Consider the following 24,283-nt stretch of genomic DNA (forward strand, 5'->3'; position numbering starts at 1 on the left):
GATGCTGAATTAGTTCCGTGCAGCCATAAGGCTAATGAATTTGTCGAAAAGCACCACAATGTCGTGTGGCCCGGGGCTGGCTTCGGGATGACCCTGAAAACAAAACGCAGGTGCGTCGGTTAGCTCGAAACCTTGCAATGTGCCGTCGAACAGCGAAATATGGGTTACCCGTGTGTTTTCAGGAAGGCTATCGGCGTCAACCGCAAACCCGTGATTCTGACTGGTAATGAACACGCGCCCGGAGCTCAAGTCTTGTACCGGATGATTCGCACCATGATGCCCCGTTTTCATTTTCAGCGTTTTACCCCCCACGGCCAGCCCCATGATTTGATGGCCCAGGCAAATACCAAACAACGGAATTTTTTTCTGGATAGCCGCGCGTGCTGTAGCCACAGCGTAGTCACATGGCTCTGGGTCCCCCGGGCCGTTGGCCAGGAAAAGGCCGTCGGGATTGAGTGATAGCGCCTCTTCAACGGGCGTTTGAGCCGGCACCACAGTAATGCGGCAACCACGCTGCTTCATGAGACGCAGGATGTTCGACTTTACGCCGAAATCGTATGCCACAACGTGATATTTGCCGTCGTTATTCTGAGTATGGCCTTGCCCAAGTTCCCAAACGTTTTCAGTCCACTCATAACGCTTTTGAGTAGACACAACTTTCGCCAGATCTTGTCCGGCCATGCCGGCAAAAGCCTTGGCGAGCTTAATAGCCTGTTGCGCATCATCGCCCACCATAATGCAGGCGCCCTGCGCACCGCTCTCACGCAAAATTCGCGTAAGTTTACGGGTATCGACACCCGAAATCGCCACCACGCCCTGCTCGCGCAAATACTCGGGCAGCGACTGCGTTGAGCGAAAGTTTGAAACGCGCAAAGAACAGTCACGAATAACCAGCCCGGCGGAATGAACACGAGCAGACTCAACGTCTTCCGGATTAACGCCGGTATTGCCAATGTGGGGATAAGTAAGTGTAACGATTTGGCCGTTGTAACTGGGATCGGTCAGAATTTCCTGATACCCGGTCATGGATGTATTGAAGACAATCTCGGCGACAGTATGTCCATCGGCGCCGATAGAGACACCCTTGAAGATGGTTCCGTCCGCCAATGCCAAGATTGCTGGAGACAAAGAGGATGTCCCCTCTGGAAGAAGAGATGGCAGCACAGTGTGAACCCCGATTGAAATTTTTCAGTAAGTAAACCTTGGGATTATACCGTGAGAAGCAAGCCTTTTCAGATACCGCTAAAATCAAAACACACTTACCGTCACCAAAAAGCTGTCTTATGCCTAATCAACTTGAATCTTTACGTCAGTACACCACCGTTGTCGCCGACACGGGCGATTTCGATGTTATGCGTGAACATCGTCCAACCGATGCCACAACCAATCCGTCACTGATTCTTAAAGCAGTGCGAAAAGAGCGATACCGCCCGTTGCTCGACAAGGTTGTTAAAGATCATGCGGGTGCTCACTTAGCGGAACTCGCCGACCACTTGCTGGTTGCCTTCGGACAGGAAATCTTGCGTATCATTCCCGGACGCGTATCAACCGAAGTTGACGCGCGTCTGTCATTCGACACAACGAAAACCATCGAGCGTGCTCGCGGCATTATCGGCCTGTATGAGGCAGCAGGCATCGAGCGAGAGCGTGTATTGATAAAAATTGCATCGACATGGGAAGGCATCCAGGCCGCACGCGTTCTGCAGGCGGAAGGCATCAGTTGTAACTTAACCCTGTTGTTCAGCCTGCCCCAGGCAGTTGCGTGCGCCGATGCAAACGTTAAACTTATTTCTCCGTTTGTGGGGCGAATCTACGACTGGTACAAGAAGTCAGCCGCCGACAAATGGGATGAACAGGCGAATACTGGCGTAAATGACCCCGGGGTGCAGTCGGTTACCGCCATATATAACTACTTCAAAGCCCGCAGTATTAAAACTGAAGTCATGGGCGCCAGCTTTCGCAATGTCGGCCAAATTATTGCGCTGGCCGGTTGCGATCTATTAACCATTAGCCCCGAACTGTTGCAAACTCTGTCGGCGTCGGAAGCGCCCATTACCCGGCAGTTGAGCCCTGAATCAGCAAAGAAAAACCTCAGTGAAACAATACCTTGCGACGAAGTTTCATTTCGCTACCTGCTGAACGACAGCGCCATGGCCACTGAAAAGCTGGCTGAAGGGATTCGTGTTTTTGTTGCCGATGCGGTTCAGTTGGACCAACTGCTTGAGCAGGCAAAGGCCGGATAAATTTACTCAGGCATCGCGCCGCTCAATCAGCGCCCAGGCCAATGTGCTGGCGTCCACATACTCAAGCTCACTACCCGCGGGTACTCCGCGCGCCAGGCGCGATACTGTTAAGCCGCGGGCGCGCATCAACTCAGTGAGGTAATGGGCCGTCGTCTCGCCTTCCGGGGTGAAATTTGTGGCCAAAATGACTTCTTTCACCACCCCATCCGTTGCGCGTGTCAGCAAACGCTCGAACTGCAGCTCCACCGGGCCCACGCCCTCAAGCGGCGCAAGCCGACCCATTAGCACGTAATACAAGCCACGATAGCCATGGCTCGATTCAAGCATGTTCTGGTCTGCCGGCGTTTCCACCACACACAACAACGTCGGATCACGACGCGCCCCCGCACAAACCGAACAGACTTCCGCTTCGGTAAAGTTGTTGCATCGGAGGCAATGGCGCAAATTGGAAACAGCGTGCGTAAGTGCGTCGGCAATCGTTAGAGCGCCACTTTTGTCATGCTGAAGCAAATGGTAAGCCATCCGGCGAGCCGAACGAACGCCCACCCCAGGCAAGCGCTTCAACGCATCCACCAAAGTTTTTAGCGGCTCCGGTTCGGGCAGCTGAGCATCCATTAGAACGGCAGCTTCATTCCCGGAGGCAAGGGCATACCCGCTGTCACCGAGGCCATTTTTTCCTGTGATGCAGTTTCCGCCTTGCGCAAGGCGTCGTTGAACGCCGCTGCGACCAGGTCTTCCAGCATTTCTTTATCGTCTTCAAGCAAGCTGGGATCAATGGTGATCCGCTTTACGTCATGACGGCAACTCATGGAAACTTTAACCAGGCCACCGCCGGCTGCACCTTCCACCACAATATTTGCCAGCTCTTCCTGAGCCTTCTTCATATTGTCCTGCATTTGCTGGGCCTGACGCATCAAGCCCGCCATCTGGTTTTTCATCATGTCTATTCATTCCCTGGAAAAATATTCGACAAAACAATCATACTGACAAAGACAAACTCAACCCTTACAAAATCACGCTGCTTTGTCATTTAGCGGAACAATTGACCCAGGTAAGATTCTGGCATCAAATTCACGCAATAAATCAAGCACAAGCGGGTCACTTTGCGCCGCCGCTTCGGCCTCATGCTGACGCTTTTGACGCTCTGCCTGCTGAACCGCATGAGCGGTGTCGGAACCCGTTACGCCAAACTCAACGCGCAGTGTTACCACTTGCCCAAAATGTTCCGACAGCAACGTACAAAGACGTGCTTTACCGGGGCTTTCAGCTAACGTTCTGACCGCGACCCGGAGAATAATTTCATTATTGTCCACACCCAGCCATTCACTTTGGCGCGCCAGCTCCGCAGCGACGCCGGTTGCCGCCAGACCTGCTGCCAGCTCCGGCCAGTCTTTGGCCGTCATTTTCTTCAAAGCAGGCGAGACAGGGCGATTCCCGCTTATGGGTTCCTGATAGTTTGCCGGCTCGTCGAAATCAGACACCGGCAACATGAAATCATCTTCCGACGAAACCGCATCGGACTCAGGGTTATCGCCGGCGTCGATATCTGGTGCGTCTTGCGATCGAGGATCGATTTCAGTCGCGGAAATTGGCTTGGGCTCAATTGCTATCTCTTCCCAGGCAGGCACATCATCTGAGTTACTGAGATCTTCTCTGTGACTGGGAGCCTCTGCCTGGCCGCGGCCCTCCCCCCGCACATCGACTTGCGCTGCCGTATCGGCGGTGGGTTCAGAATCCAGAGCCAGCATCGTTGTAGTGGATCGCGCGCTGGTATTTTGACTAACTTGGCCCACCGGTATAGCTTTCGAATCAGGCTGGCCGCGTTTGGTATCTGCTGGTCCGGAAGGAGGTTCAGGCGCACCGCCTGGCAGCAAAGCCAGCATGCGCAGGCATGCCATCACAAACCCGGCGTACTCGTCGGGCGACAAAGCAAGTTCAGAACGACTATGAACCGCCACTGTATAAAAAAGCTGTACAGCATCAGGCGACAGCTTTAGAGCAAGCGCCTTGATATCGTTACAAGCGGGGTCGTCTTCCGGCGTAACGCCGGGCACACGTTGCTCGATTGCCACGCGCGACAACAGGGTCGAAAAATCAGCCAGCGCACCGCTATAGGATAAACCACGCGTAGCAAGCTCATCGGCAATTTGCACGACCGCCGCGCCGTCGCCCGCCGTCAAGCCATCAAGCAACCGAACCAGATAACGCTGGTCGATGGTGCCCAACATGCCGCGGACATCTTCGGCCGACACACGACCTGCACTGTAAGCGATAGCCTGGTCAGTTAACGAAAGCGCATCGCGCATTGACCCTGAAGCAGCCTGAGCGAGCAGGCGCAACGCTGGGACTTCAAACTCAATAGCCTCTTCTTCGAGAATTACCTGCAAATGCCCCACAATGCCTTCGGCGGTCATTTGTTTCAGGTTGAATTGCAAACACCGCGACAAAACCGTAACCGGAATTTTTTGGGGGTCGGTCGTTGCCAAAATAAATTTGACATGAGGAGGCGGCTCTTCAAGCGTTTTCAGCATGGCGTTGAACGCATGACCGCTTAACATGTGGACTTCGTCGATCATGTATACCTTGAACCGACCCGCGCCGGGCGCATACACCGCTTGTTCAAGCAGTTGAGTCATTTCCTCGACACCACGGTTCGACGCAGCATCAAGTTCTACATAATCCACAAAACGCCCGGCATCAATTTCAGTGCATGCCTGACACTGCCCACACGGCGATGACGTGATGCCTTTCTCACAATTCAGCGATTTGGCCAAAATACGCGATAGTGTGGTTTTACCGACACCACGGGTTCCCGTAAATAACCACGCATGATGCAAGCGTTGGGTGTCAAGCGCGTGCGTCAGCGCCCGGACCACATGATCCTGGCCAACAAGAGTGTCAAACGAGCGGGGCCGCCATTTGCGCGCCAGTACCAAATACGTCATGAAGTATTCTTTAATGAAGAAGGCGAGCCTGACTTCGGCACTGGTTCTAAACGACTATGGCTGCTTCGTTCCCGACCTGACCAGGTTTGCCGCCGAACCATGCGAAGGGGCCCGCCAAGCGAAAGTTTAACAGGAATCTGATTCACTATCGGAAATCCAGATGTCGGCTCGCGGAAAGTAGAGCGCCGTTTGCACCGGACGCCCATCAAGCGCGGCAACCGACTGCCGGTACCGCGCCATTTGGTCTGTGTACCGTGACCGCATTCGTGCAACGAATCCCTGGGTAGATTCGCCGGGCACGGGGCAACCTGTTTTGTAATCCACCACCAACCACCCTGCTTCATTATGTACGGCCAAATCAATCACTGAAACACGGCCGTCCGTGTCAAGCAACGCCCACTCACGATATGCATCGGCCAAACCAAGCAACCAGCGACCTCGTTCGCTACGCAATGTGCACTCAATTGTTTCGCATACGACCTGTATTGCCTCGGGTACCCGATGATCAAACAAGCCGGCACGCAATAACTGACGCTGAACAACCTGTTCTCGCTCCGATTCGGATCGGTCGCGCCACACCTGCTCTCCCTGTTTCCCAATTTGCTCCAGCCAGCCGTGAGCAACAATACCGGCAATGGCCTCATCTTGATTCGCCTGAGTCCAGGCGTCACGAGCGCCAAATTGCAACGAGGCGGAAACAGGTGCAATTGCCGGCCGTGCAGGGGTAAGGGATGCCCTAGGCAAGCGCGCGAGTGCAGACCAGGTCTCCGGGGGTGGAGCCCCATTGCGCGACGATCCGACGTTCGCATCAGCGCGCTCTGAAGAATGATTTTCAGTTTGAACCTGCGATACCGTGGCGGCCTCAATAGCGGGCCACAGGCGCCCCAACAAACTATTTGGTGTCGGGGGTTTTACAGCCCCTTCATCATCAACATCCACATCGACGATCAAATGCAAAGCCTCACGGGCACGTGTTACAGCAACATATAACAATCGGTCAATTTCGTAATCGGCGCGCTTTCTTTCCCTGCGTCCCAGATACTCTGCCAACGAATCAACACTACCCGCACTACGCTGCTGAATCGGGCCCAGCAAGACACGCCCTTCAGCCATCTCGACACGCATCAACGGCGTTTCATCCCGCCTGATTCCCTGATGCAACCCCATCAGGATAACGGTGTCGAACTGCAACCCCTTGGACTTATGAATCGTCATCACCTCAACTGCAGCGCCTTCAGTACTTCGTGGGGCCGCATAAAGCCGTTCGATCTGTTGTTCCAACTCAACGGGGTTCAAGCCACCGTACGGTGCCAAACGTTCCACCAACTGCAAAAGGCTTTGTGCATCTGCACGATCTGCTTCCTGAGAATAAACTTTTTCACCTCCGAGCCGTCGCCAACATGCCTCCAGCCACGCAGCGAAAGGCATGCGGCCCGAACGATTTTGCTGATCCAGCAGAACCGCGCATGCGTGACGCACACGCAAGGCTTCGTCTTCCTTGATACCGAGCCCGTCGAGAAAGCTGTCATCAAAGCAAGAAGAAAGAATATCGGGCACTGCCTTATGGGGATATTCACCAAACAAAGCATGCAGCGTATCAAGCCGCAATCCACAAACCGGTGAACGCAAAATCGATAACCAGGCCAAACGGTCGCCGGGGTGAGCCAGTGCCCGGGCCAACTGAACCAGATCATTCACAACCGGACGTGATTTCAGAGAGACAAGCTCAACGGCACGACACGGAACACCATGCCGGTATAGCTCGTTAACGACATCTTGAAGATGCGCCCGCGCTCGCACCAGAATCGCCACGGGATGTCCACTTTCCGGCCTGCGCGCCAACGCTTCCTGAACCAGCGATAATGTTTTCTGTGTCGCAGATGTTGAACGTTCAGAGGGTGCTCCGTCTTTGCTCCCCGTCACAACGGCATGCACATGCACCCCCAGGCCATCCAATTGCGCATGAAAAGCCGACGACTCGGTATAAGGAATTGCGCCCAAGCCGGCGTGCGCAACCTGGGGAAACAAAGGTTTGAATACCTCGTTCACCCATTCCACCACCGTTTCCTGAGACCGAAAATTCGTGCTCAATTGCAAAGAAACAAGCGGGATATCACCCAGGCCTTCACGTTGAACTCGCAAGAACCAGCCAACTTCCGCCTTGCGGAAGCGGTAAATCGATTGCATTGGATCACCTACCAGAAACAACGTTCGACCCTCACCCGGCTGCCATCCCGAGGTCAGTTTTTGTAGCAAGCGGATCTGCGTTTCACTGGTATCCTGAAATTCATCAACGAGCAAGTGGGAAATAGACGCATCCAGCGTTAAAAGCAGATCAGAGGGCGCATCGGGATGTCCCAAAGCATGCAGTGCACGCTGCGAAATTTCAATGAAATCCACCTCGCTGTGCTGAGAAAACTGCACAAGTAACTGGGCGTGAGCCAGCCGTAGAACATCAAACAAGGTCAGGAGCGTCGTGAGGTGGTGATGCGTATACCCCAAAGGCGCCTGCCGAATGTCGGCTAATGCACTCACCCAGGGGTTGCTATTGTCAAATGCATCGAGCCATCCCTGTAAAACGGTTTTGGCATTGCTCCCCGGTGGGAACCCTTGGCGTTTATCCAGACGTTTTCGCAACTCTTCCTTATTGGTCAGCAGGAAATCAGCCAGTGCCTGCCACTGAGGCAAAGACCCGATATCGGCGCCAAAAGGTACCCCATCCCATGTGGCCAACGCCTCAAACGCCTGCTCCCCTTGCTCAACCCTGTTTCTGGAGGCTTCGGCCAGCGGGCCTGCCAATTGGGTTGCCCAACCAGCGGGCATGCTTTGCTGCAAATAAGCAAGATCTTCTTCAATCGCCTCGCGCAAATGCGCTTGCAAAAGATCTGGATCCGCACCCGACTCGAACAAGGGTAGCCACTGATCACGCGTTGCCAGCATGCGTGCAATCAAACTCCTGGCGGCTCGTAAATCAACATCAAGATGCGCAACCAATTGGGCAACGGGTTCATAGTCATCAATCATGTCAAGTGTGTTGCGGGCCGCGGCTTCATAATGCGCACCGGCATCGTCACACAGTGAAGGCATGCCGCCCAGTTCGCTCATCCAGGGCATGGATCGAACAAGCGAGGCGCAAAACGCATCAATCGTACGAATACAGAGTCGGGCGGGATACTGTAAAAGCTTCCAACCCTTTTCGTCATTCCGGGCCATTGCCTGACGGGCCAGCCGCCAACTCAAGCGAGCATGTTCCGCTTGCGGTTCGGGACCCGACGCGGCCTGAAGTTTACCCAGAACGCGAGCATGCATTTCTGCAGCTGCCTTGCGCGTAAACGTAATCGCCACAATTTCTTCCGGCCGCTCAACCACCCCCAGCAAAGCCAATATCCGGTCAGTTAAAAGCTCGGTTTTGCCTGAGCCGGCCGGTGCCTGAACCAAGAACGACTCTTCCGGATTCAAAGCGCGTTGGCGCACCAATGCATCAGTCATTTGCGAAGCCATCACAGCCCTCCTTCAAAACGTCGCAAGAACGGTTTGACATCGCAATACTGCAAATCCTGTTCCGACCAAACACGGTTGTCCGCCACACCTGAAATAAACTCATCAGCAAGCATCGAAATAGCCCGACGCCAATCGACCAGAACCTGCTCCCACGTTTTGCCCGTTGCTTCAGGCCACGTCCACTTTTCCACCGCCGCCACCCCAGGAAAGCAATCGATGTCGGACAAGCCCCTTGTTTCATTGCCGCGCGCATGCAACTTTGCCAATACCAGCGCAGCTACAGTCTCATCCTTAGACTGCGCGTACGCTTGCTGTAATAATGCCGCATACAAGGGAAGTTGCAAATCGACCGGGCGCGAACGGGTCCACGAGGACCTGGGATCAACAGAACCATTGCCCGACTTATAGTCAATAACCAGCCATCGACCATCTGCCAACTGGTCAATTCGATCAATCTGCATGCCAAGCTCAAGATGTTTGTATTGCCATACATGTCGGCGCTCCAACTCATAAACCGAGAACGGCGGCCGTTTTTGTTCAACGTCGAGCCATTTTTCAACCACTGCACAGGCGCGCGCCACCTCCAATTGGCGCAAACGTTCACTGTAATCCGACAAAGCAAGCTGCGCTGCTTCATCCGCGCAAAGATGTACTATTGCGCTCACCCGGCCTTGCTCAACCGACTCGTGCAATTTATCCTGGCTTTGCAAATGTCGCCACACCCTCTCCATGACGCCGTGCAAAAAAATGCCACGGGCGTTCGACTCTCCCGGCTCGGCATAGTCGGTTAGCTGACGAGCATGCAAACGGTACTTTACAAAAGCCCACAACGGGTTTCGCGCATGATCATCCAGCACCTGCACCCCGCCTCTAATCCGCTCTTGCGGCAACAATGCAGGCCCCTGATTGTCAATCAACACCTCCATTTCAATGGCTGCATCTGAAGCGAACTCAACGGCTTCAGCCTGCGCCGAAGACACAATGGATTGCATGGGCCAACCCGCAATAAATGGGCTGGGACGTAGCTCGCTTTCACCTTCATGCAAAGCGTGGCTCACGACCACATCGGGCGCGCAGCAAACCAAATCCTCAAAAATCCCTTGCGCCCACTGCAATTCCCTCTCGGGCGTTGCTCGTGGCGCTTGCGCCGCTTTCAAAACAGCAGCCGGTATTAAGGGATTGGGTCGAGGCGCCGCCGGCAAAACATTATCGGTTAGCCCCATTACCCATAGTGCATCCCAATGGCCGCCCTCAGCTTCCAGCAAGCCAAGTACATCAAGCCTGGATGTCGGATCACGTTGCGGTTGGAAAAGTGTTTCACGCAACAATCGACGCAGGATGGCGATGGCTTCCGTCACACCAATAGAACCCAACAACGCAACCTGACGCGCAAATTGCGTTAATACGCGATCGAAGGCTTCCAACGATTGAAAAGTGTCACTATCGAGCGTTTCCACCCCAGGAAAGCCCAACGTCGTTAACCACTCCCTTATAGTTTGAGCCCACGCCACCGCGCCCTGACGATGAGGCGCCTGGGTACATACATTCATTGTGGCAACCCACGACTCATGCAACACAGGTGTCACATCAGCCAAATATTGGGAAAACTCGGGCAAACTGATATTCACCACGCGATTGCGGCGCCAGACAGCGTCAAGAGCTGCCCTCTTTCCTGCTTCCTGCGCGTGCGCAGCGCAACCACCGGCCAATAGCGCCGCCCCCGCGACAGAAGGAGAAACGGCACGATCACGCAAAACGGCCCCAATAACATCCAACCAATGGATTGCGGCCCGAACCAAAGGCCACTCCATCAACGGACGGGCCACAGCGATATTAAAAGCCAGGGGAGCCGACTCACCAGGCTCCTGAAGTGTTCGTGCCAACAGACGATGCGCCAGCACGGCATCCTGCTCCAAATTTGGGTTCACAATCGCTACGCGTTGCTCGGGAGAATGCCGCAACCGCTCGTGCGCCCAACGTACGGCCGCTTCCCATTCCTCAATAGCATCACCGGCCAAGACACGAGTGCGGTTCTGAGCAGGCACACGATCATTTTTCAAACGATAAATATGGCAACCCGCTGCAACCAGGCAATCAAGCAAGCGCGCCATTCTTGGGCTGATCTCACTAAACCCGGCCAGCACGATTTGCCCCGCACAGGGCAAACGTCCAGACTCAAATGCTTCGCATACACCTTCAAAAGCCAGGTTCGCATCCTCTGCGCCAAGATCCATTAACAAAGCCCGGTATCGCTCACGCCAGGCCCGAAACCGTTGATAGTCGGGTGTTTCGTGCAACGTGGGCACGCTTAACGCCCACTCGTCCATCAATCGATCCGCCTCAATTGCCAGACGCACCGCCGATTGAACATCCAGAAGTGGCGCATCACGCTCGACATGTTCGATGGCCTGCTTCCAGACAAGGCCGGCGCCAAAATGATCAAGCACATACGAAGGCATATTCGCCTCGGGCGCAAATGCCCTTTGATCTGACATCTGTCGAACCCACGACGACCATGGCAAAATAGCCGGCAAAGCAACAACCTGTCGTGACACCCCCAACAACGACGACAAATCACTGACAATTCGCCTGGCATAGCGGTTATTAACAGTCAGCACTGTCGTAGTTCGGCTATCGAATGTTAGCAATCCCTCATACGAAATGGGGTCAAAGTGAGTGGATTCCGTTACAGTGGTGCTCATTGCCATGCCATTAACCATAAACGTTGAGTGTACTGTGCCGCACTTCAAGCACTGAAACCAGCAGGACAATATGGTCGTATCGAAAAAAACAGCCCACCCGAACCCGCTCTCGAACCCTGCCATTCATGCATTTCTTGATGCGGTATGGCTTGAGGACGGCTTGGCCGACAACACGTTGTCGGCTTATCGCCGCGATATTACCGCCTTTGCGCACTGGTTGGAAGAAACCCGCAAGTACGACATTGACCATGCCCAAACGGCAGATATTCAAGCCTGGTTTGCCCATCTTCACCCCAACTCGCGTGCAACAACCGCAAACCGACGCCTTGCCGCGTTAAAAAAATATTATCTTTGGGCCCGGCGCCAACAACGGATTAGCGTTGATCCTTGCCTGAACCTAAAGTCTGCAAAGCAGCCGTCGCGCTTCCCAAAAACGCTTACGATGGAACAGGTGGAGGCGCTGCTGGAGGCGCCAAACACGCAAAGCGATCTGGGCTTACGTGATCGCGCTATGCTGGAAACACTTTATGCAACAGGACTGCGAGTGAGCGAACTGGTTAGTTTAAAACTACTTGAAATCGATCTGAACGCAGGGGTTGTAAGAGTTGTCATGGGCAAAGGCGGAAAAGACCGGCTGGTTCCCCTGGGAGCAGAAGCGCAACACTGGCTCAACGATTACTGCACACAGTCAAGGCCTGCCTTGCTTGGAGTAAGAAGAAGCGACGCCTTATTCGTCACCCAACGTGGCGGGGCCATGACACGCCAGGCTTTCTGGCTCATTATAAAAAAATATGCCACGCTGGCGGCTATTCACACCCCGCTGTCGCCCCACGTTTTACGGCATGCTTTTGCAACTCACTTATTGAACCATGGTGCCGATCTGCGCGTCGTTCAAATGTTGCTTGGGCATGCCGACATTTCAACAACGCAAATCTATACGCATGTAGCCAGAGAAAGATTGAAATCGCTCCACGCCCAACATCACCCAAGGGCGTAACGCAAATCGGGGTTGTTAAACTCTGCACCCGTCATGAAGAAAAACCCATTCAAGATCAAACTGCCCATCCTCAACCTCGGTCGACTTATTGTTTTCCTGACGATCGTTACAGGCTTGGTCATGATGATTAACACCTTCATTGCCAGCTATCAACGCCAGCAGATAATTCTGCTGGAGAGCCGGCTTGAGCTCAATCATGCTTATGCCACCAAAATCGCGCAGAGTACGGACCGCTTCCTGGCAAATGCATTACAACAGTTGAATGTCAGTGCCAAGAGACTCGGACAACAATTTAATCGCCAAACACAAACCGAAGAGGTTGAGCGACTCTATCGCCAAACCAACGATTTCAGTGCAACAGGCGTCATCGACAACACAGGCAATCTTAAAGCCGGCTATACCGGCCGTTCGGGCATAACCGGCATCCCTTTGAATAGCGCGGGCGTAAAACTTGCCTTAAACCGTAAGGCGCCCACCATTAGTCCGCCTTACCATAACCGCAACGGCCAACTCACCATCGCGGTATCGCAACCCATTTTCGACCCCCAAGGCAACTATCTCGGCTTTGTGAGTGGCGCCATTTATCTGGGGCAAGCGAATAGTTTGGATGGCATTTTGGGGCACCACTATTACAGCGACACCTCTTACGTATACGCTGTTGATGAACAGCGACGTTTGCTCTATCATCCGGCGCGCGAACGTGTGGGAAGTATTGTGGGTGAGAACAAAGTGATCGACCTGGTATTACACGGGCTTACAGGCTCTCAGCGCGTTATCAACAGTCAAGGTCGAGACATGCTTGCCGGGTATGCTCCCGTTGCGGCCACAGGCTGGGGGGTCGTTGCACAAAGTCCCACAGAGCACCTCACGGAACCCTTGACTTCAAACATGCTCGACTTAATTCTTGATACGAGTTTTCCCGCATTAGCAATCCTGATTCTCGCCTGGTGGGTGTCAAGGCTGATCGCCAAACCCTTAACAGAACTGGCGATTCGTGCACGTGAGCTGCACACCACCAACCAAAACCACTCGTTGCACTCAATCAGGTCATGGTATTTCGAAGCGCGCCAGCTAAAGCGCGCCTTAATGCAAAGTCAGGCCTCGTTCCACCACCAAATTGACAAGCTCAACGAAACGGCACAAACAGATCCTCTAACTGGCCTGCTAAACAGGCGAGGCTTGGCAGATGCCGTTAATATACTGGCGCAAAACGAACATGCCTTTGGCCTGATCGCAATTGATATCGACCATTTCAAACAAGTAAACGACACGTACGGCCATAACGCGGGCGATCAAGTGCTTAAGTATCTCGCCGATGTTATGAAAAAACACTCTAGGCAAGAGGACATCCTATGTCGTAACGGCGGCGAAGAGTTCTTGATGCTTTTACCCGACGTCACCCTTGACCAAACAATACAGGCCGCCGAAAGGTTAAGAGCATTCGTCGCAAGTCAGGACAACATTCCCGGATGCCTTCGTTTAACGCTTTCTTTAGGTGTTACACGCTGGTCCCCCGACTCACACGAATCCATCGACAACGCACTTAAACAAGCAGACAAAGCATTGTATAAAGCAAAAGAAGCTGGGCGCAATCGCGTCAACGCCGATTATTCCTCATAGAAAGTAACTTATGCACGGCCATCACCACCACCATCATCACGCGCCCGAGCAGTCGTCAGAAAAACGTATCGCGCTCGCTTTTTTTCTGAATTTGCTCTTTTCTATTATTGAGTTCATTGGCGGCATGCTCACCCAAAGCACTGCAATTATGGCGGATGCCGTCCACGATCTGGGCGATAGTTTGTCAATTGGTACGGCATGGGTTTTGCAACGCCTGGGACGAAGATCAGCAAACTACACATTCACCTACGGTTATCGGCGACTGTCCTTGTTCGGCGCCGCTTTAAACGGTCTCATTTTGCTTGCCGGATCGGCCTGGGTACTGAGCGAAGCCTTCAACCGCCTAAACAACCCAATTATGCCGGTTACAGAAGGCATGTTCTTGCTGGCAATACTGGGCGTTTGTGTGAATGGATATGCCGCCTACCGCCTCAGTAAAGGCAACACGCTGAACGAACGGGTACTCAACTGGCATTTAATTGAAGATGTACTGGGTTGGTGCGCGGTGTTGATACTTTCAATCGTGTTGCATTTTTTCCATTGGCCCATTCTCGACCCGCTGCTATCGATTGCCTTTACCTTATTCATTCTGGTCAACGTTGCCCGAATGCTGTGGTCAACCGCCAAACTGTTTTTTCAGGCGGTTCCCGATACGCAACTACTGCACGATGTTCGCCAGACCCTGCTTAGCCTGCCCGGCACACAGGCAGTGCATCACCTTCACCTTTGGTCTCTTGATGGCGAAAAACATGTGCTGACCGCCCATGTTGTAGTGCACGCCGACACATCGATATCCGACTATCAAAATATAAAGGCAGACCTGAAAATCGCACTGGCGCAATTCAGCCTTTCACACACGACCATCGAAATTGAACTGTCTCAGGAAGATTGCCGGGATACCGGCCTGTAAAAATGGCCCGCCCAGTCAGGCCTCATCGCGATCGGTTTGAACCAGGTAAATCAATACCAAAAGAATAGTCACGAAAAAACGAAACGCGTCGGGTACGCCATTCCATTGGTCGGACATCCACATACCAAACCACTCACCGCCAATCGACATAAACCCTACCTGCCAAACCAGAAAACCAAGCAGCAACCCCCAAACTGCAATGGGTTTAGCACGGTTAAAGTCAGCCGCGGGGGCACGCGCCTTAAGCAGTAATCGATAGGCGCCCAGCCAACATAGAATGGCAACGAGCGCCTCGGCCACAATAATCAAAATATACGCTGCATGATGCAAGAAGGGGGACTCAATGGCCCGATAATGAATCGTAGCATTGGGAAAAATGGTGTCCATCATTAAGACATGCTGAACAAAAGCAAAGTTACTGCCGTAGTCGGTTATGTTACCGAACGCCACCAGTGTTGCAAATAGCGCCATTGCGGCAACCAAAACAACTTTTGATACTCGCACAGCCAGCATACTCCCTCCCTTTTAAAAACCAATAAATCAGGTAATCAACTCGACCCGGCCGGTTTTCAATTGATACAACCCGCCTACCACTTTCAATTGCCCCGCCTCTACGGCACGCCTTAACATGGGCGTAGAAGAGGCCAGTTTGGCCATATTCATGCGAATGTTCTGGATTGTCACATCGTGCATTAACGCGGAGGGTTCCGGTTTCTTTCCCTTGACCGCCGCCACCGCCGGCGCGAGTTCAGTTGTAATACTTTGAATATGTCCCGGGTAATCAGTGTGATTATCGTACGCGTCGATTGCAGCGCCTATGGCACCGCATTGCGTATGGCCCAGCACCATAATCAGCGGTGCCTTCAAAACTCCCACCCCATACTCCAGACTCGCCAGAATATCCATCGTGACGTAATTACCGGCAACGCGCGTTACAAACAAATCTCCGCGAGACTCATCGAAGCAAAACTCAGGGCCCACGCGAGAGTCGGCGCAACTTAACAAACACGCATAAGGATTTTGGCCTTGCGCCAATGCCGCGCGTGTTGACGCGAAGTCTTTGGTTGTCGTTTCACCGTTCACATAACGTTCGTTGCCACGCATCAGGCGATCAAGCGCCGCATCGGGCGTTAACTGATTTTCGGGTCGTGGGGGATCGGACGCTGCCTGGGCCTGACTAGACACAAAAGGCGCTGCAGCCAACCCGGCCATTGCAAATAATGCGGTCCGTCGGGACACATTTTTTGCTATGTGAGCTGACTGTTCGGGTACAGGCGACTGCGGAGTTTCTGAAATGTCACAACGTACACACATGATGCTTCCCCTTTTAAATTGGAATGGAAGCGTAACCCCGGCGGCCCTATGTGGCTGGCGCCACCTACGCGTGCATCAAATTGTGCGACGGTTTCTTTACAAACACAAGCATTTCTATTTGTCCTTCCTGGCACTAAACGCAACGGCAAGGTCGGAAAGCTGTGCAACCGCCTGCCGAAACAAGACGACATCACTGCTCATTGTGAAAAAGCGATAGCCCCAGTTAACGTAACGTTCCACATCGTCAATACCATGTGAGGTGATGCCCAAAGCAATACCGCAATCTTTTGCACGCCGACCAATCTCCTGCAACACCGCCTGCACTTCAGGATGCCTGATCTGCCCAAGAAATCCCAGGTCGGCCGCCAGATCTCCCGGCCCGACAAATAAAGCATCCACACCCTCAACGGCGGCAATCTGCTCAAGGCGCTCAACGGCTTGGGCCGACTCTATTTGAACGACGACCCCGATAGATTGATTAATAAACTGAAAATAATCCGTCACGCGCCCGTAACTGTTATTACGGTGATACGCTGAAACGCCACGAAACCCTTCGGGAGGATAACGGGTTGACGCGACGGCCTGTTTCGCCTCTTCAACCGACTGAACGTTAGGAATCAGCAAATTGCGAAAGCCGATATCCAGCAAACGCTTGATCTCGGCAGGATGGTTATGAACCGGGCGCCCTACCGCAGGCTTGCCCGAAAAACGTATGGCCTGCAGTTGGGCAATGAGCGACTGAATATCATTCGGTGCGTGCTCGGTGTCGAACAACATCCACTCGAACCCGGGATGCTCAGCCACAATTTCTGCCAACAAAGGGTTAGCCAGTGCATTCCAGAAACCAAGTGTGATCCGGTTTTGCGCAAGCCAATGCTTAAAAGGGTTTTCCTGCGCAGCGCGCATCTGCATATCGGTCATCACGTCTCTTTGTACCAATCAGGGTTTCAGGAGAATCGAACCAGTGGTCGCACGGCTTTCCAGGTCTGCATGGGCCGACGCAACATCTGACAGCGAATAGCGTGCGCTAATCATCGGTGCGACCTTGCCGGTTTCCAGCACGTCGAATAAATCAGCAGCCATTCGCTCGAGCCGTTCGCGTGTTCTGGCGTACGAAAACAAAGTAGGCCGCGTCACGAACAATGAACCACGGGAAGCCAGTTCGCTAAGGCTGAATGGCGGCACGGGCCCTGATGCATTGCCAAAGCTAACCATCATGCCCAAAGGCGCAAGACAATCGAGTGAATCGTAGAACGTATCTTTACCGACTGAGTCGTAAACAACAGGAACCCCTTTGCCATCGGTGATCTCCTTGACACGCTCAACGATATTTTCAGTTTTGTAATTAATCGTATGCGTGCAACCATACTTGCGTGCCAGTGCCGCTTTTTCATCGGACCCAACGGTACCGATCATGGTCACGCCCAGAGCGCGGGCCCACTGGCAGGCAATCAACCCCACCCCGCCGGCGGCGGCATGGAACAAAATCGTGTCTCCACCCTGAAGCACGAATGTTTGGCGAAACAAATACTGCACGGTTAAGCCTTGAAGCATCATCGCAGCCGCTGTATCGAACTCGATTGAAGCGGGCAGTTTAAGTACATACTCAGCCGGCATTGTGCGCCGTTCTGCATAGGCTCCGGGGGGCAGGCAAGCGTAGGCAACGCGGTCACCCACCGCAACATGTGTTACGCCCTCGCCCACAGCCTCAACAACACCCGCCGCCTCCATACCCAGGCCCGCCGGCAAGGCTTGCTTGTACAAGCCGGTTCGGTAATAAACGTCGATAAAATTCAACCCGATACTTTCATGACGAACCGTGATCTCACCAGCAGCGGGGACAGGAACATCCACATCGACAAACTGCATCACTTCGGGCCCGCCATTGTCGAAAATTTGGATTGCCTTGGACATGTTCGCCTCAATTAGTAACGGTGTTGAGAATCAGCAGTGTTGAGAATCAGCGCTTGATTTGACAGACTGGCGCCCCCGACAGGAATCGAACCTGTAATATTCCCTTAGGAGGGGAACGTTATATCCATTTAACTACAGGGGCGTCGCGCCCACGCATTGTAACAAGTTGCCCAAACGTCTGCGCGCAAGGTTTTTTGAATAATATGTTGTTTTTTTTTCTTAGTATTAACGATAGTTTTGCCGATTGAGGCCACGCGAGCAACCACGCCAAAATGCTCTAACCATAAAGCCCCGGACAGATCAAAAAATTCATGAGCCGCAGTCTCATAACCGATTCGCTCACATCCAGCCATTATCCGCACCCCATTCTCAGGACAAAAGAAGATGGAAGATAAGCCAGTTTTAGACAAAATTAGCATTTTTTTGAACGACGAAGACGAAACCGAAGCATTAGCAAGACAGTTCGCCCCCCTCTTGACGAAATCCGATCCCACCCAAAAAACCCCGGTATCAGGTGGTCACATTTACTTGCGTGGAGACCTTGGCGCAGGCAAAACCTGCTTCGTACGGGCGTTTTTAAGGGCTTGTGGCGTTACCGGACGAATTAAAAGTCCAAGCTATGCTTTACTTGAATCTTATAAAGTTTCTAACTTATACTTCTATCATCTTGATTTTTATAGATTTAGCGACCCAAGGGAATGGATTGATGCCGGGTTTCGCGACATTCTTCAGGAAAATGCCGTCGTTTTAATTGAATGGCCTGAACAAGCCGGAGGCCTTTTACCCCTTCCTGACGTCGACATAAGCCTGGAATACGCCGACCACGGACGCATCGCGAGAATTACCGCCTATAGCAATAAAGGACAATCATGGCTGAGCAAAATCACCCCACCGGGCCCAGCATCAAGCCCGAAAGATTCGCCCGCCGGCGATTCGTAGCGGCGGCCACCACCTTATTTTTATTGCCCGTCATACCGCGGGTTGCAAAAGCCGCCACGATTCTTGCCGTACGTACTTGGCCGGCCGACGAATACACACGCGTTACGCTGGAGATGGATAGCGAGCTTAAAGCCGAACACTTCACGCTGGAAGGCCCACACCGGCTGGTTGTCGATATCGAAGGTCTGACAATGAGCCAAACGATCAACGAGCTGGTTTCAAAAGTCAAACCAAACGACCCCTATATCGCCAGTGTGCGGGTGGGCCAGAATCGCCCCAATGTCGTTCGGTTGGTCATGGACCTGAAACAGCCTATTGCGCCACAAGTCTTTACACTTAAGCCAATTGGCGAATACAAATATCGTCTGGTTCTTGATCTGTACCCGCGCGTGGCGCAAGATCCTTTAATGGCGCTAGCCAAATCCCAAGACGATAATGACCCGCTGGCCGAAGTACTGGAAAACCTCGCACAAGGCAGCGATGCGCCCATTCCTTCCGTTGAGGGTCAACAGTTACCCCCTATCGCCCAAAAGAAACCTATGCCGGAAATCCGGCCTGAACCCAGCCCTCGCGACCCGGCCCCCAGCAAACCCAACCGGCCGATTTTGGTTGCATTGGACCCGGGGCACGGTGGCGAAGATCCCGGCGCCGTCGGTCCCTCAGGCACATATGAAAAAAATATTGTGCTGGGGATCGCCAAACGATTGAAGAAGCTCATTGATGCACAACCGGGGATGCAGGCCTATCTGACCCGCGACCGCGATTATTTTGTCCCATTACAAGTACGGGTTCAAAAAGCAAGGCGCATTAAAGCGGATCTGTTTGTGTCCATTCATGCGGACGCCTGGATTAAACCCTCCGCCCGGGGCTCATCCGTCTTCGTGCTGTCGCAAAAAGGGGCGTCAAGTGCGGCGGCACGTTGGTTGGCGAAAAGCCAGAACGAAGCCGACCTGATTGGCGGTATCAATGTCAATACCAATAACCAACATGTCATGAAAGTGCTGCTCGATATGTCGACCGCGGCCCAAATCAACGACTCCGTTAAAGTGGGTGGCCGTGTACTTGGGGAAATCGGAAAAATAAACCGTTTGCACAAAAAACATGTAGAGCGGGCGGGCTTTGCCGTCCTCAAAGCCCCCGATATTCCATCCATTCTGGTGGAAACCGCTTTTATCAGTAATCCTCATGAAGAACGGTTGTTACGTAGCGCCTCGCATCAGGAAAAACTGGCACGCGCCATGCTAACCGGCATTAATGATTATTTTTCCACTAGCCCGGGGCTGGCACGTAGGGCATAATTTGCCCTAGTATGCTGCAGCGCCGTTCAATTACCCCCCTTCCCGATCCGCTCATTAGCCAAATCGCCGCCGGCGAGGTTATTGAGCGGCCGTCTTCCGTCCTCAAAGAGCTTCTGGAAAATGCCATTGATGCCGGCGCGACCGGCATTGAAATTCGTCTTGAAGGTGGCGGTATCCGTCGCATCTTGGTCAGTGACAATGGCTCGGGCATTCCTCAAAATGAATTGCCTTTGGCGCTTACGCGCCACGCCACCAGCAAAATTCGCAGTCTCGAAGAACTCGAGGAAGTCGCATCAATGGGTTTCCGTGGCGAAGCCTTGGCATCAATAGCCTCGGTAGCACGTCTTACCATCACATCACGCACGCCCGACGCGCCCCATGCCTGGCAACTCCAGGCAAATGCATCGGAACCTATCGCCGCCTCCGGCGGGCAAGGCACCAGCGTAGATGTGCGTCAGCTATTCGAGACAGTCCCAGCCCGACGTAAATTTTTACGTACTGAAGCAACGGAGTACGGCCATTGTGTTGAGGCTCTGGAACGGATTGCACTGGCCCATCCGGCTGTCAGCTTCCGTCTCTTTCACAACGACAAACCTCAAAGAAACTGGCGCTCATCAGACTTGCCGCAACGGATTCTGGATGTGCTGGGAACAGAAATAGTTGCACAAGGGTTACATGTAGACCAACAGCATGGCGTCATCAACTTACGCGGTTTAATCACCAAGCCCACCTTTGCGCGACCACGTGCCGACAAGCAGTATCTTTACGTGAATAATCGCTTCGTGCGCGATAGAACCGTTTCACACGCGGTGCGCCAAGCATACGCAGATGTATTGCATGGCGACCGTCAACCCGGCTTTGTCTTGTTTCTGGACATTGCACCCAGTGCGGTCGACGTCAATGTTCACCCGGCAAAAAGCGAAGTACGCTTCCGGGAAAGTGGCGCAGTCCATCAGTTTGTGGCGCGTACCCTGGACCAGGTACTGGCCCAAACACGCCCAACCGATGCATCAGCTTTCCCCAAATCGCAGCACGGGGCGCCGGCGCCCCATCCCCATGACAGTGCCGGAACGCAGCAAGCTGCCGTGGCACAGCAATATGCCACGGCCCAGCATAGTTTAGGCTTGCCCCCTCGCCACGGCAGCCCACCTAACTCCGCTTCCTGGCAAAGGCTTTATGAGCCACTCCCCAATACCGGCGCAACGCCTTCCTCGGCCCAAATACCTTATTCTTCTGAACCGGCAATACAAACGTCCGAAACCCACCCACTTGGTATGGCGATCGCGCAACTACATGGCATCTATATATTGGCGCAAACACAAACGGGCCTGATTATTGTAGACATGCACGCGGCGCACGAACGCGTGGTATACGAGCAGCTGAAACACGCCCTTGATGCGCGCGACCTGCCCCGGCAGGAACTGCTTGTTCCCGTCGTTTTTCAAGCCAGCGAAAAAGAAATCGCCCTGGCCGAAGAGTTTGACGAACATTTAGCCGAACTAGGCCTGACGCTGCGTCCCGGCGGTCCAAACAGCCTGGTTGTCCGGTCGGTGCCCGGCCTGCTGGCCAAAGGCGATATTGAAGCGCTGGCAAAAAATGTTTTACGCGATTTGGCCCAAGTCGGCAGTTCGCGTCAATTGCTCGAGCAAAGAAACCAACTGCTTTCCACCATGGCCTGCCATGGGTCGGTAAGAGCCAACCGGCGTTTGACCCTCGACGAGATGAATGCATTACTGCGTAAAATGGAGCAAACTGAACGTGCAGACCAATGCAACCATGGGCGTCCCACATGGTTGTACTGGAGCCTGCCGGAAATCGACAAACTTTTCATGCGCGGCCAATGAATCATCACCGTTTCATCGTGTGCCTGGCCGGCCCCACCGCCTCCGGGAAGAGTGCCGCAACATTGGCGCTGGCCCAATATTGGCCTATTGAAATAATCAATGTCGACTCAGCCACCATTTATCGACAGATGGACATCGGCACGGCCAAACCCGGCCCCGCGGAGCGACGCACCGTACCTCATCATCTGCTTGATATCCGCGACCCATCGGAAACGTATTCCGCAGCAAAGTTCTGTACTGACACCTTAAGATTAATAGACGACATTCATTCACGTAATCGCATTCCCTTACTATGCGGCGGAACGATGATGTACTACAAGGCCTTGCGCGAAGGCCTGAATAACCTCCCGTCTGCCAACCCCGGTATACGACGCGAACTGGAAAACGAAGCAGCGGTATCAGGCTGGCCCGCCATGCATGCCCAATTACAGGATGTTGACCCCCTTACCGCGCAGCGTTTGGCCCCCAACGACAGCCAACGAATCCAACGCGCCCTGGAGATTTACCGCATTACCGGCAAACCCATGTCGCAATTGTTGGCAGAACAACGCCCGAACCAGGAAAAACCATGGCACTACGTCACCATCAGCCTTGAGCCCTCCGACAGGGCAGTGTTGCATGAACGTATTGCAACGCGCTATCACGCTATGGTCGAAAGCGGTCTGGTGGCGGAAGTGGAAGCCCTGTTCAACCGAGGCGACCTGAGTGAGTCGATGCCATCTATACGATGTGTGGGCTATCGACAAATCTGGGCTTACCTGAAAGGAGAGGTTGACCTGCCAACGGCTATTGAACAGGCCATCGCCGCTACACGGCAATTGGCCAAACGCCAGCTTACATGGTTGCGCGCCCAGCCCGACCGGCATATTGTCGATTGCCTCTCGCCCGACACCACCGACCAAATACGGGATATCGTCCCACAATACTGGAATGCACCACCCCGTTAAACAACAACGGTTTGAGGTTGTTCCGGTGCGCGTTCAATAATTTCACCCAAACGGAAAACCTGCTCACCGTTCTCGTTGAGCGTCGCTTCAACAGCATGGGCCTGATCGGCCGCGACCACCACAACCATGCCGATACCACAATTGAAAACACGATACATTTCATCGTCGGCAACCCGACCACCCTCCTGCAACCAGCGGAACAGCGCAGGCATTTCCCACGCCTCGCGATGCAATCGCGCAGCCAAGCCCGCTTGAAGAATACGCGGAACATTATCCAGCAGGCCGCCGCCGGTAATATGTGCCAACCCTTTTACTGCGGACGCATGCTTTTTAATGGCTGCAAGCGCAGATTTCACATAAATGCGCGTAGGCGCCATCACGACATCGACCAAAGGCCGGCCGTGGAAATCATCGGTTGGTTTGGCTCCAGTTGTTTCAATAATTTTGCGAAGCAAGGAATAGCCATTGGAATGGGCACCGCTGGATGCAAGCCCTAAAACAACGTCGCCCGGCCGAATCGACTTGCCATCGATAATTTCCGATTTTTCCACTGCACCAACTGCAAAGCCCGCCAAATCGTATTCGCCATCAGGATACATACCCGGCATTTCAGCGGTTTCCCCGCCTATGAGGGCGCAGCCGGCCAGTTCACAACCACGCGCAATACCACCAACCACCGCTGCAGCGGTATCAACCGATAATTTTCCGCAGGCAAAATAGTCCAGAAAATAAAGTGGCTCGGCCCCCTGAACCAAAATATCATTCACACTCATGGCCACCAAGTCGATACCGACCGTGTCGTGTCGATTCCACTCAAAGGCAAGCCGCAGCTTGGTACCCACGCCGTCAGTACCTGAAACCAGCACGGGTTCCTTCAGGTGCTTAGGCACCTCGAACAATGCGCCAAACCCCCCAATACCTGCCATTACGCCTGGGCGCATGGTACGAGCCGCCAAAGGCTTAATCCGATCAACCAGTGCGTCGCCTGCATCGATATCAACACCCGCATCACGATATGTCAGGGAATGGGAAACTTTGTTTGTCATGAGAAAAACCGTGGGATATGTAAGAATTGCGTCTTGGGCTTTGACCCGTCATGCGCATTTTAC

At 53.5% G+C, this 24,283-nt stretch carries 20 protein-coding genes, 1 tRNA gene and 1 other RNA gene; 8 read left to right on the forward strand and 14 right to left on the reverse strand.

From position 1 onward, the window contains the following. Nucleotides 1-9: 9 nt before the first annotated feature. Entirely contained in the window at nucleotides 10-1,164 is a 1,155-nt protein-coding gene (carA, locus tag G9Q38_RS13660; protein ID WP_370523868.1) for a glutamine-hydrolyzing carbamoyl-phosphate synthase small subunit, read from the reverse strand. Nucleotides 1,165-1,283: 119 nt separating this feature from the next. Here carA and tal point away from each other — a divergent pair, with 119 nt between their 5' ends. Next, the gene (gene tal / locus G9Q38_RS13665) at nucleotides 1,284-2,243 is read left to right on the forward strand and encodes a transaldolase (RefSeq protein ID WP_166132003.1); all 960 of its coding nucleotides are present in this window, start codon (nucleotides 1,284-1,286) and stop codon (nucleotides 2,241-2,243) included. Between the two features lie 6 nt (nucleotides 2,244-2,249). Here tal and recR read toward each other — a convergent pair whose 3' ends face one another. From recR to G9Q38_RS13695, 6 genes are all read right to left on the reverse strand, one after another. Beyond that, nucleotides 2,250-2,858 (reverse strand): recombination mediator RecR, encoded by a 609-nt coding sequence (gene recR, locus G9Q38_RS13670; RefSeq protein ID WP_166132005.1) that lies wholly within the window; start codon nucleotides 2,856-2,858, stop codon nucleotides 2,250-2,252. Further along, nucleotides 2,858-3,184, reverse strand: a complete 327-nt coding sequence (locus G9Q38_RS13675) for a YbaB/EbfC family nucleoid-associated protein (RefSeq protein ID WP_114421093.1) — start codon at nucleotides 3,182-3,184, stop codon at nucleotides 2,858-2,860. Before G9Q38_RS13675 ends, recR begins: the two co-directional genes overlap by 1 nt. A 72-nt stretch (nucleotides 3,185-3,256) precedes the next feature. Further along, nucleotides 3,257-5,188 (reverse strand): DNA polymerase III subunit gamma/tau, encoded by a 1,932-nt coding sequence (dnaX, locus tag G9Q38_RS13680; RefSeq protein ID WP_166132008.1) that lies wholly within the window; start codon nucleotides 5,186-5,188, stop codon nucleotides 3,257-3,259. 18 nt (nucleotides 5,189-5,206) lie between these two features. After that, an RNA gene (gene ffs / locus G9Q38_RS13685) (signal recognition particle sRNA small type) lies at nucleotides 5,207-5,304 on the reverse strand. A 10-nt stretch (nucleotides 5,305-5,314) separates the two neighbouring features. After that, nucleotides 5,315-8,689 carry a UvrD-helicase domain-containing protein gene (locus G9Q38_RS13690; protein ID WP_166132010.1) on the reverse strand — a complete coding sequence of 1,125 codons (3,375 nt, stop codon included), beginning with the start codon at nucleotides 8,687-8,689 and terminating at the stop codon, nucleotides 5,315-5,317. Beyond that, a complete protein-coding gene (locus G9Q38_RS13695; RefSeq protein ID WP_166132012.1) occupies nucleotides 8,689-11,391 on the reverse strand; it encodes a PD-(D/E)XK nuclease family protein in 2,703 nt (900 codons plus the stop codon). The genes G9Q38_RS13690 and G9Q38_RS13695 overlap by 1 nt, the downstream gene beginning before the upstream one ends. A gap of 70 nt (nucleotides 11,392-11,461) precedes the next feature. On the opposite strand from G9Q38_RS13695, the gene xerD reads away from it, so the two are divergent. The 3 genes from xerD to G9Q38_RS13710 are packed head-to-tail and all read left to right on the forward strand — an operon-like array spanning nucleotide 11,462 to nucleotide 14,918. Next, nucleotides 11,462-12,388 carry a site-specific tyrosine recombinase XerD gene (xerD, locus tag G9Q38_RS13700; RefSeq protein ID WP_166132014.1) on the forward strand — a complete coding sequence of 309 codons (927 nt, stop codon included), beginning with the start codon at nucleotides 11,462-11,464 and terminating at the stop codon, nucleotides 12,386-12,388. A gap of 33 nt (nucleotides 12,389-12,421) precedes the next feature. Continuing rightward, entirely contained in the window at nucleotides 12,422-14,008 is a 1,587-nt protein-coding gene (locus G9Q38_RS13705; RefSeq protein WP_166132016.1) for a sensor domain-containing diguanylate cyclase, read from the forward strand. Between the two features lie 10 nt (nucleotides 14,009-14,018). Then, nucleotides 14,019-14,918, forward strand: a complete 900-nt coding sequence (locus G9Q38_RS13710) for a cation diffusion facilitator family transporter (RefSeq protein ID WP_166132018.1) — start codon at nucleotides 14,019-14,021, stop codon at nucleotides 14,916-14,918. A 15-nt stretch (nucleotides 14,919-14,933) separates the two neighbouring features. Here the strand turns inward: G9Q38_RS13710 and G9Q38_RS13715 are convergent, their stop codons facing one another. The 6 genes from G9Q38_RS13715 to G9Q38_RS13740 all read right to left on the reverse strand — a co-directional run bounded on the left by G9Q38_RS13715 (nucleotide 14,934) and on the right by G9Q38_RS13740 (nucleotide 18,499). Continuing rightward, nucleotides 14,934-15,428: a DUF2165 family protein gene (locus G9Q38_RS13715; protein WP_166132425.1), complete on the reverse strand. Its 495-nt coding sequence runs from the start codon at nucleotides 15,426-15,428 to the stop codon at nucleotides 14,934-14,936. A 30-nt stretch (nucleotides 15,429-15,458) separates the two neighbouring features. Beyond that, the gene (locus G9Q38_RS13720; RefSeq protein ID WP_228276138.1) at nucleotides 15,459-16,157 is read right to left on the reverse strand and encodes a carbonic anhydrase; all 699 of its coding nucleotides are present in this window, start codon (nucleotides 16,155-16,157) and stop codon (nucleotides 15,459-15,461) included. A 189-nt stretch (nucleotides 16,158-16,346) separates the two neighbouring features. Further along, the gene (locus G9Q38_RS13725) at nucleotides 16,347-17,153 is read right to left on the reverse strand and encodes an HpcH/HpaI aldolase family protein (RefSeq protein WP_205962304.1); all 807 of its coding nucleotides are present in this window, start codon (nucleotides 17,151-17,153) and stop codon (nucleotides 16,347-16,349) included. Between the two features lie 18 nt (nucleotides 17,154-17,171). Further along, nucleotides 17,172-18,146, reverse strand: a complete 975-nt coding sequence (locus tag G9Q38_RS13730; RefSeq protein ID WP_166132020.1) for a quinone oxidoreductase family protein — start codon at nucleotides 18,144-18,146, stop codon at nucleotides 17,172-17,174. A 67-nt stretch (nucleotides 18,147-18,213) separates the two neighbouring features. Further along, a tRNA-Arg gene (locus G9Q38_RS13735) sits at nucleotides 18,214-18,288 on the reverse strand. Beyond that, entirely contained in the window at nucleotides 18,275-18,499 is a 225-nt protein-coding gene (locus G9Q38_RS13740; protein ID WP_166132022.1) for a hypothetical protein, read from the reverse strand. The genes G9Q38_RS13735 and G9Q38_RS13740 overlap by 14 nt, the downstream gene beginning before the upstream one ends. A gap of 31 nt (nucleotides 18,500-18,530) precedes the next feature. Here G9Q38_RS13740 and tsaE point away from each other — a divergent pair, with 31 nt between their 5' ends. From tsaE to miaA, 4 genes are read left to right on the forward strand one after another with little or no spacing between them, the layout of a single operon-like run. Further along, complete coding sequence (gene tsaE / locus G9Q38_RS13745) at nucleotides 18,531-19,085, forward strand: tRNA (adenosine(37)-N6)-threonylcarbamoyltransferase complex ATPase subunit type 1 TsaE (protein WP_166132032.1); 555 nt, start codon at nucleotides 18,531-18,533, stop codon at nucleotides 19,083-19,085. Next, complete coding sequence (locus tag G9Q38_RS13750) at nucleotides 19,016-20,383, forward strand: N-acetylmuramoyl-L-alanine amidase (RefSeq protein ID WP_166132034.1); 1,368 nt, start codon at nucleotides 19,016-19,018, stop codon at nucleotides 20,381-20,383. Before tsaE ends, G9Q38_RS13750 begins: the two co-directional genes overlap by 70 nt. A gap of 11 nt (nucleotides 20,384-20,394) precedes the next feature. Further along, nucleotides 20,395-22,227: a DNA mismatch repair endonuclease MutL gene (mutL, locus tag G9Q38_RS13755; RefSeq protein WP_166132036.1), complete on the forward strand. Its 1,833-nt coding sequence runs from the start codon at nucleotides 20,395-20,397 to the stop codon at nucleotides 22,225-22,227. Further along, complete coding sequence (miaA, locus tag G9Q38_RS13760) at nucleotides 22,224-23,174, forward strand: tRNA (adenosine(37)-N6)-dimethylallyltransferase MiaA (RefSeq protein WP_166132038.1); 951 nt, start codon at nucleotides 22,224-22,226, stop codon at nucleotides 23,172-23,174. The genes mutL and miaA overlap by 4 nt, the downstream gene beginning before the upstream one ends. Here miaA and purM read toward each other — a convergent pair. Further along, nucleotides 23,171-24,220 carry a phosphoribosylformylglycinamidine cyclo-ligase gene (gene purM / locus G9Q38_RS13765; RefSeq protein WP_166132040.1) on the reverse strand — a complete coding sequence of 350 codons (1,050 nt, stop codon included), beginning with the start codon at nucleotides 24,218-24,220 and terminating at the stop codon, nucleotides 23,171-23,173. The two genes, miaA and purM, sit on opposite strands and share 4 nt — an antisense overlap. Nucleotides 24,221-24,283: the final 63 nt, after the last annotated feature.

The sequence above is a fragment of the Pusillimonas sp. DMV24BSW_D genome (assembly GCF_011388195.1).
Taxonomy (GTDB): domain Bacteria; phylum Pseudomonadota; class Gammaproteobacteria; order Burkholderiales; family Burkholderiaceae_B; genus Neopusillimonas; species Neopusillimonas aestuarii.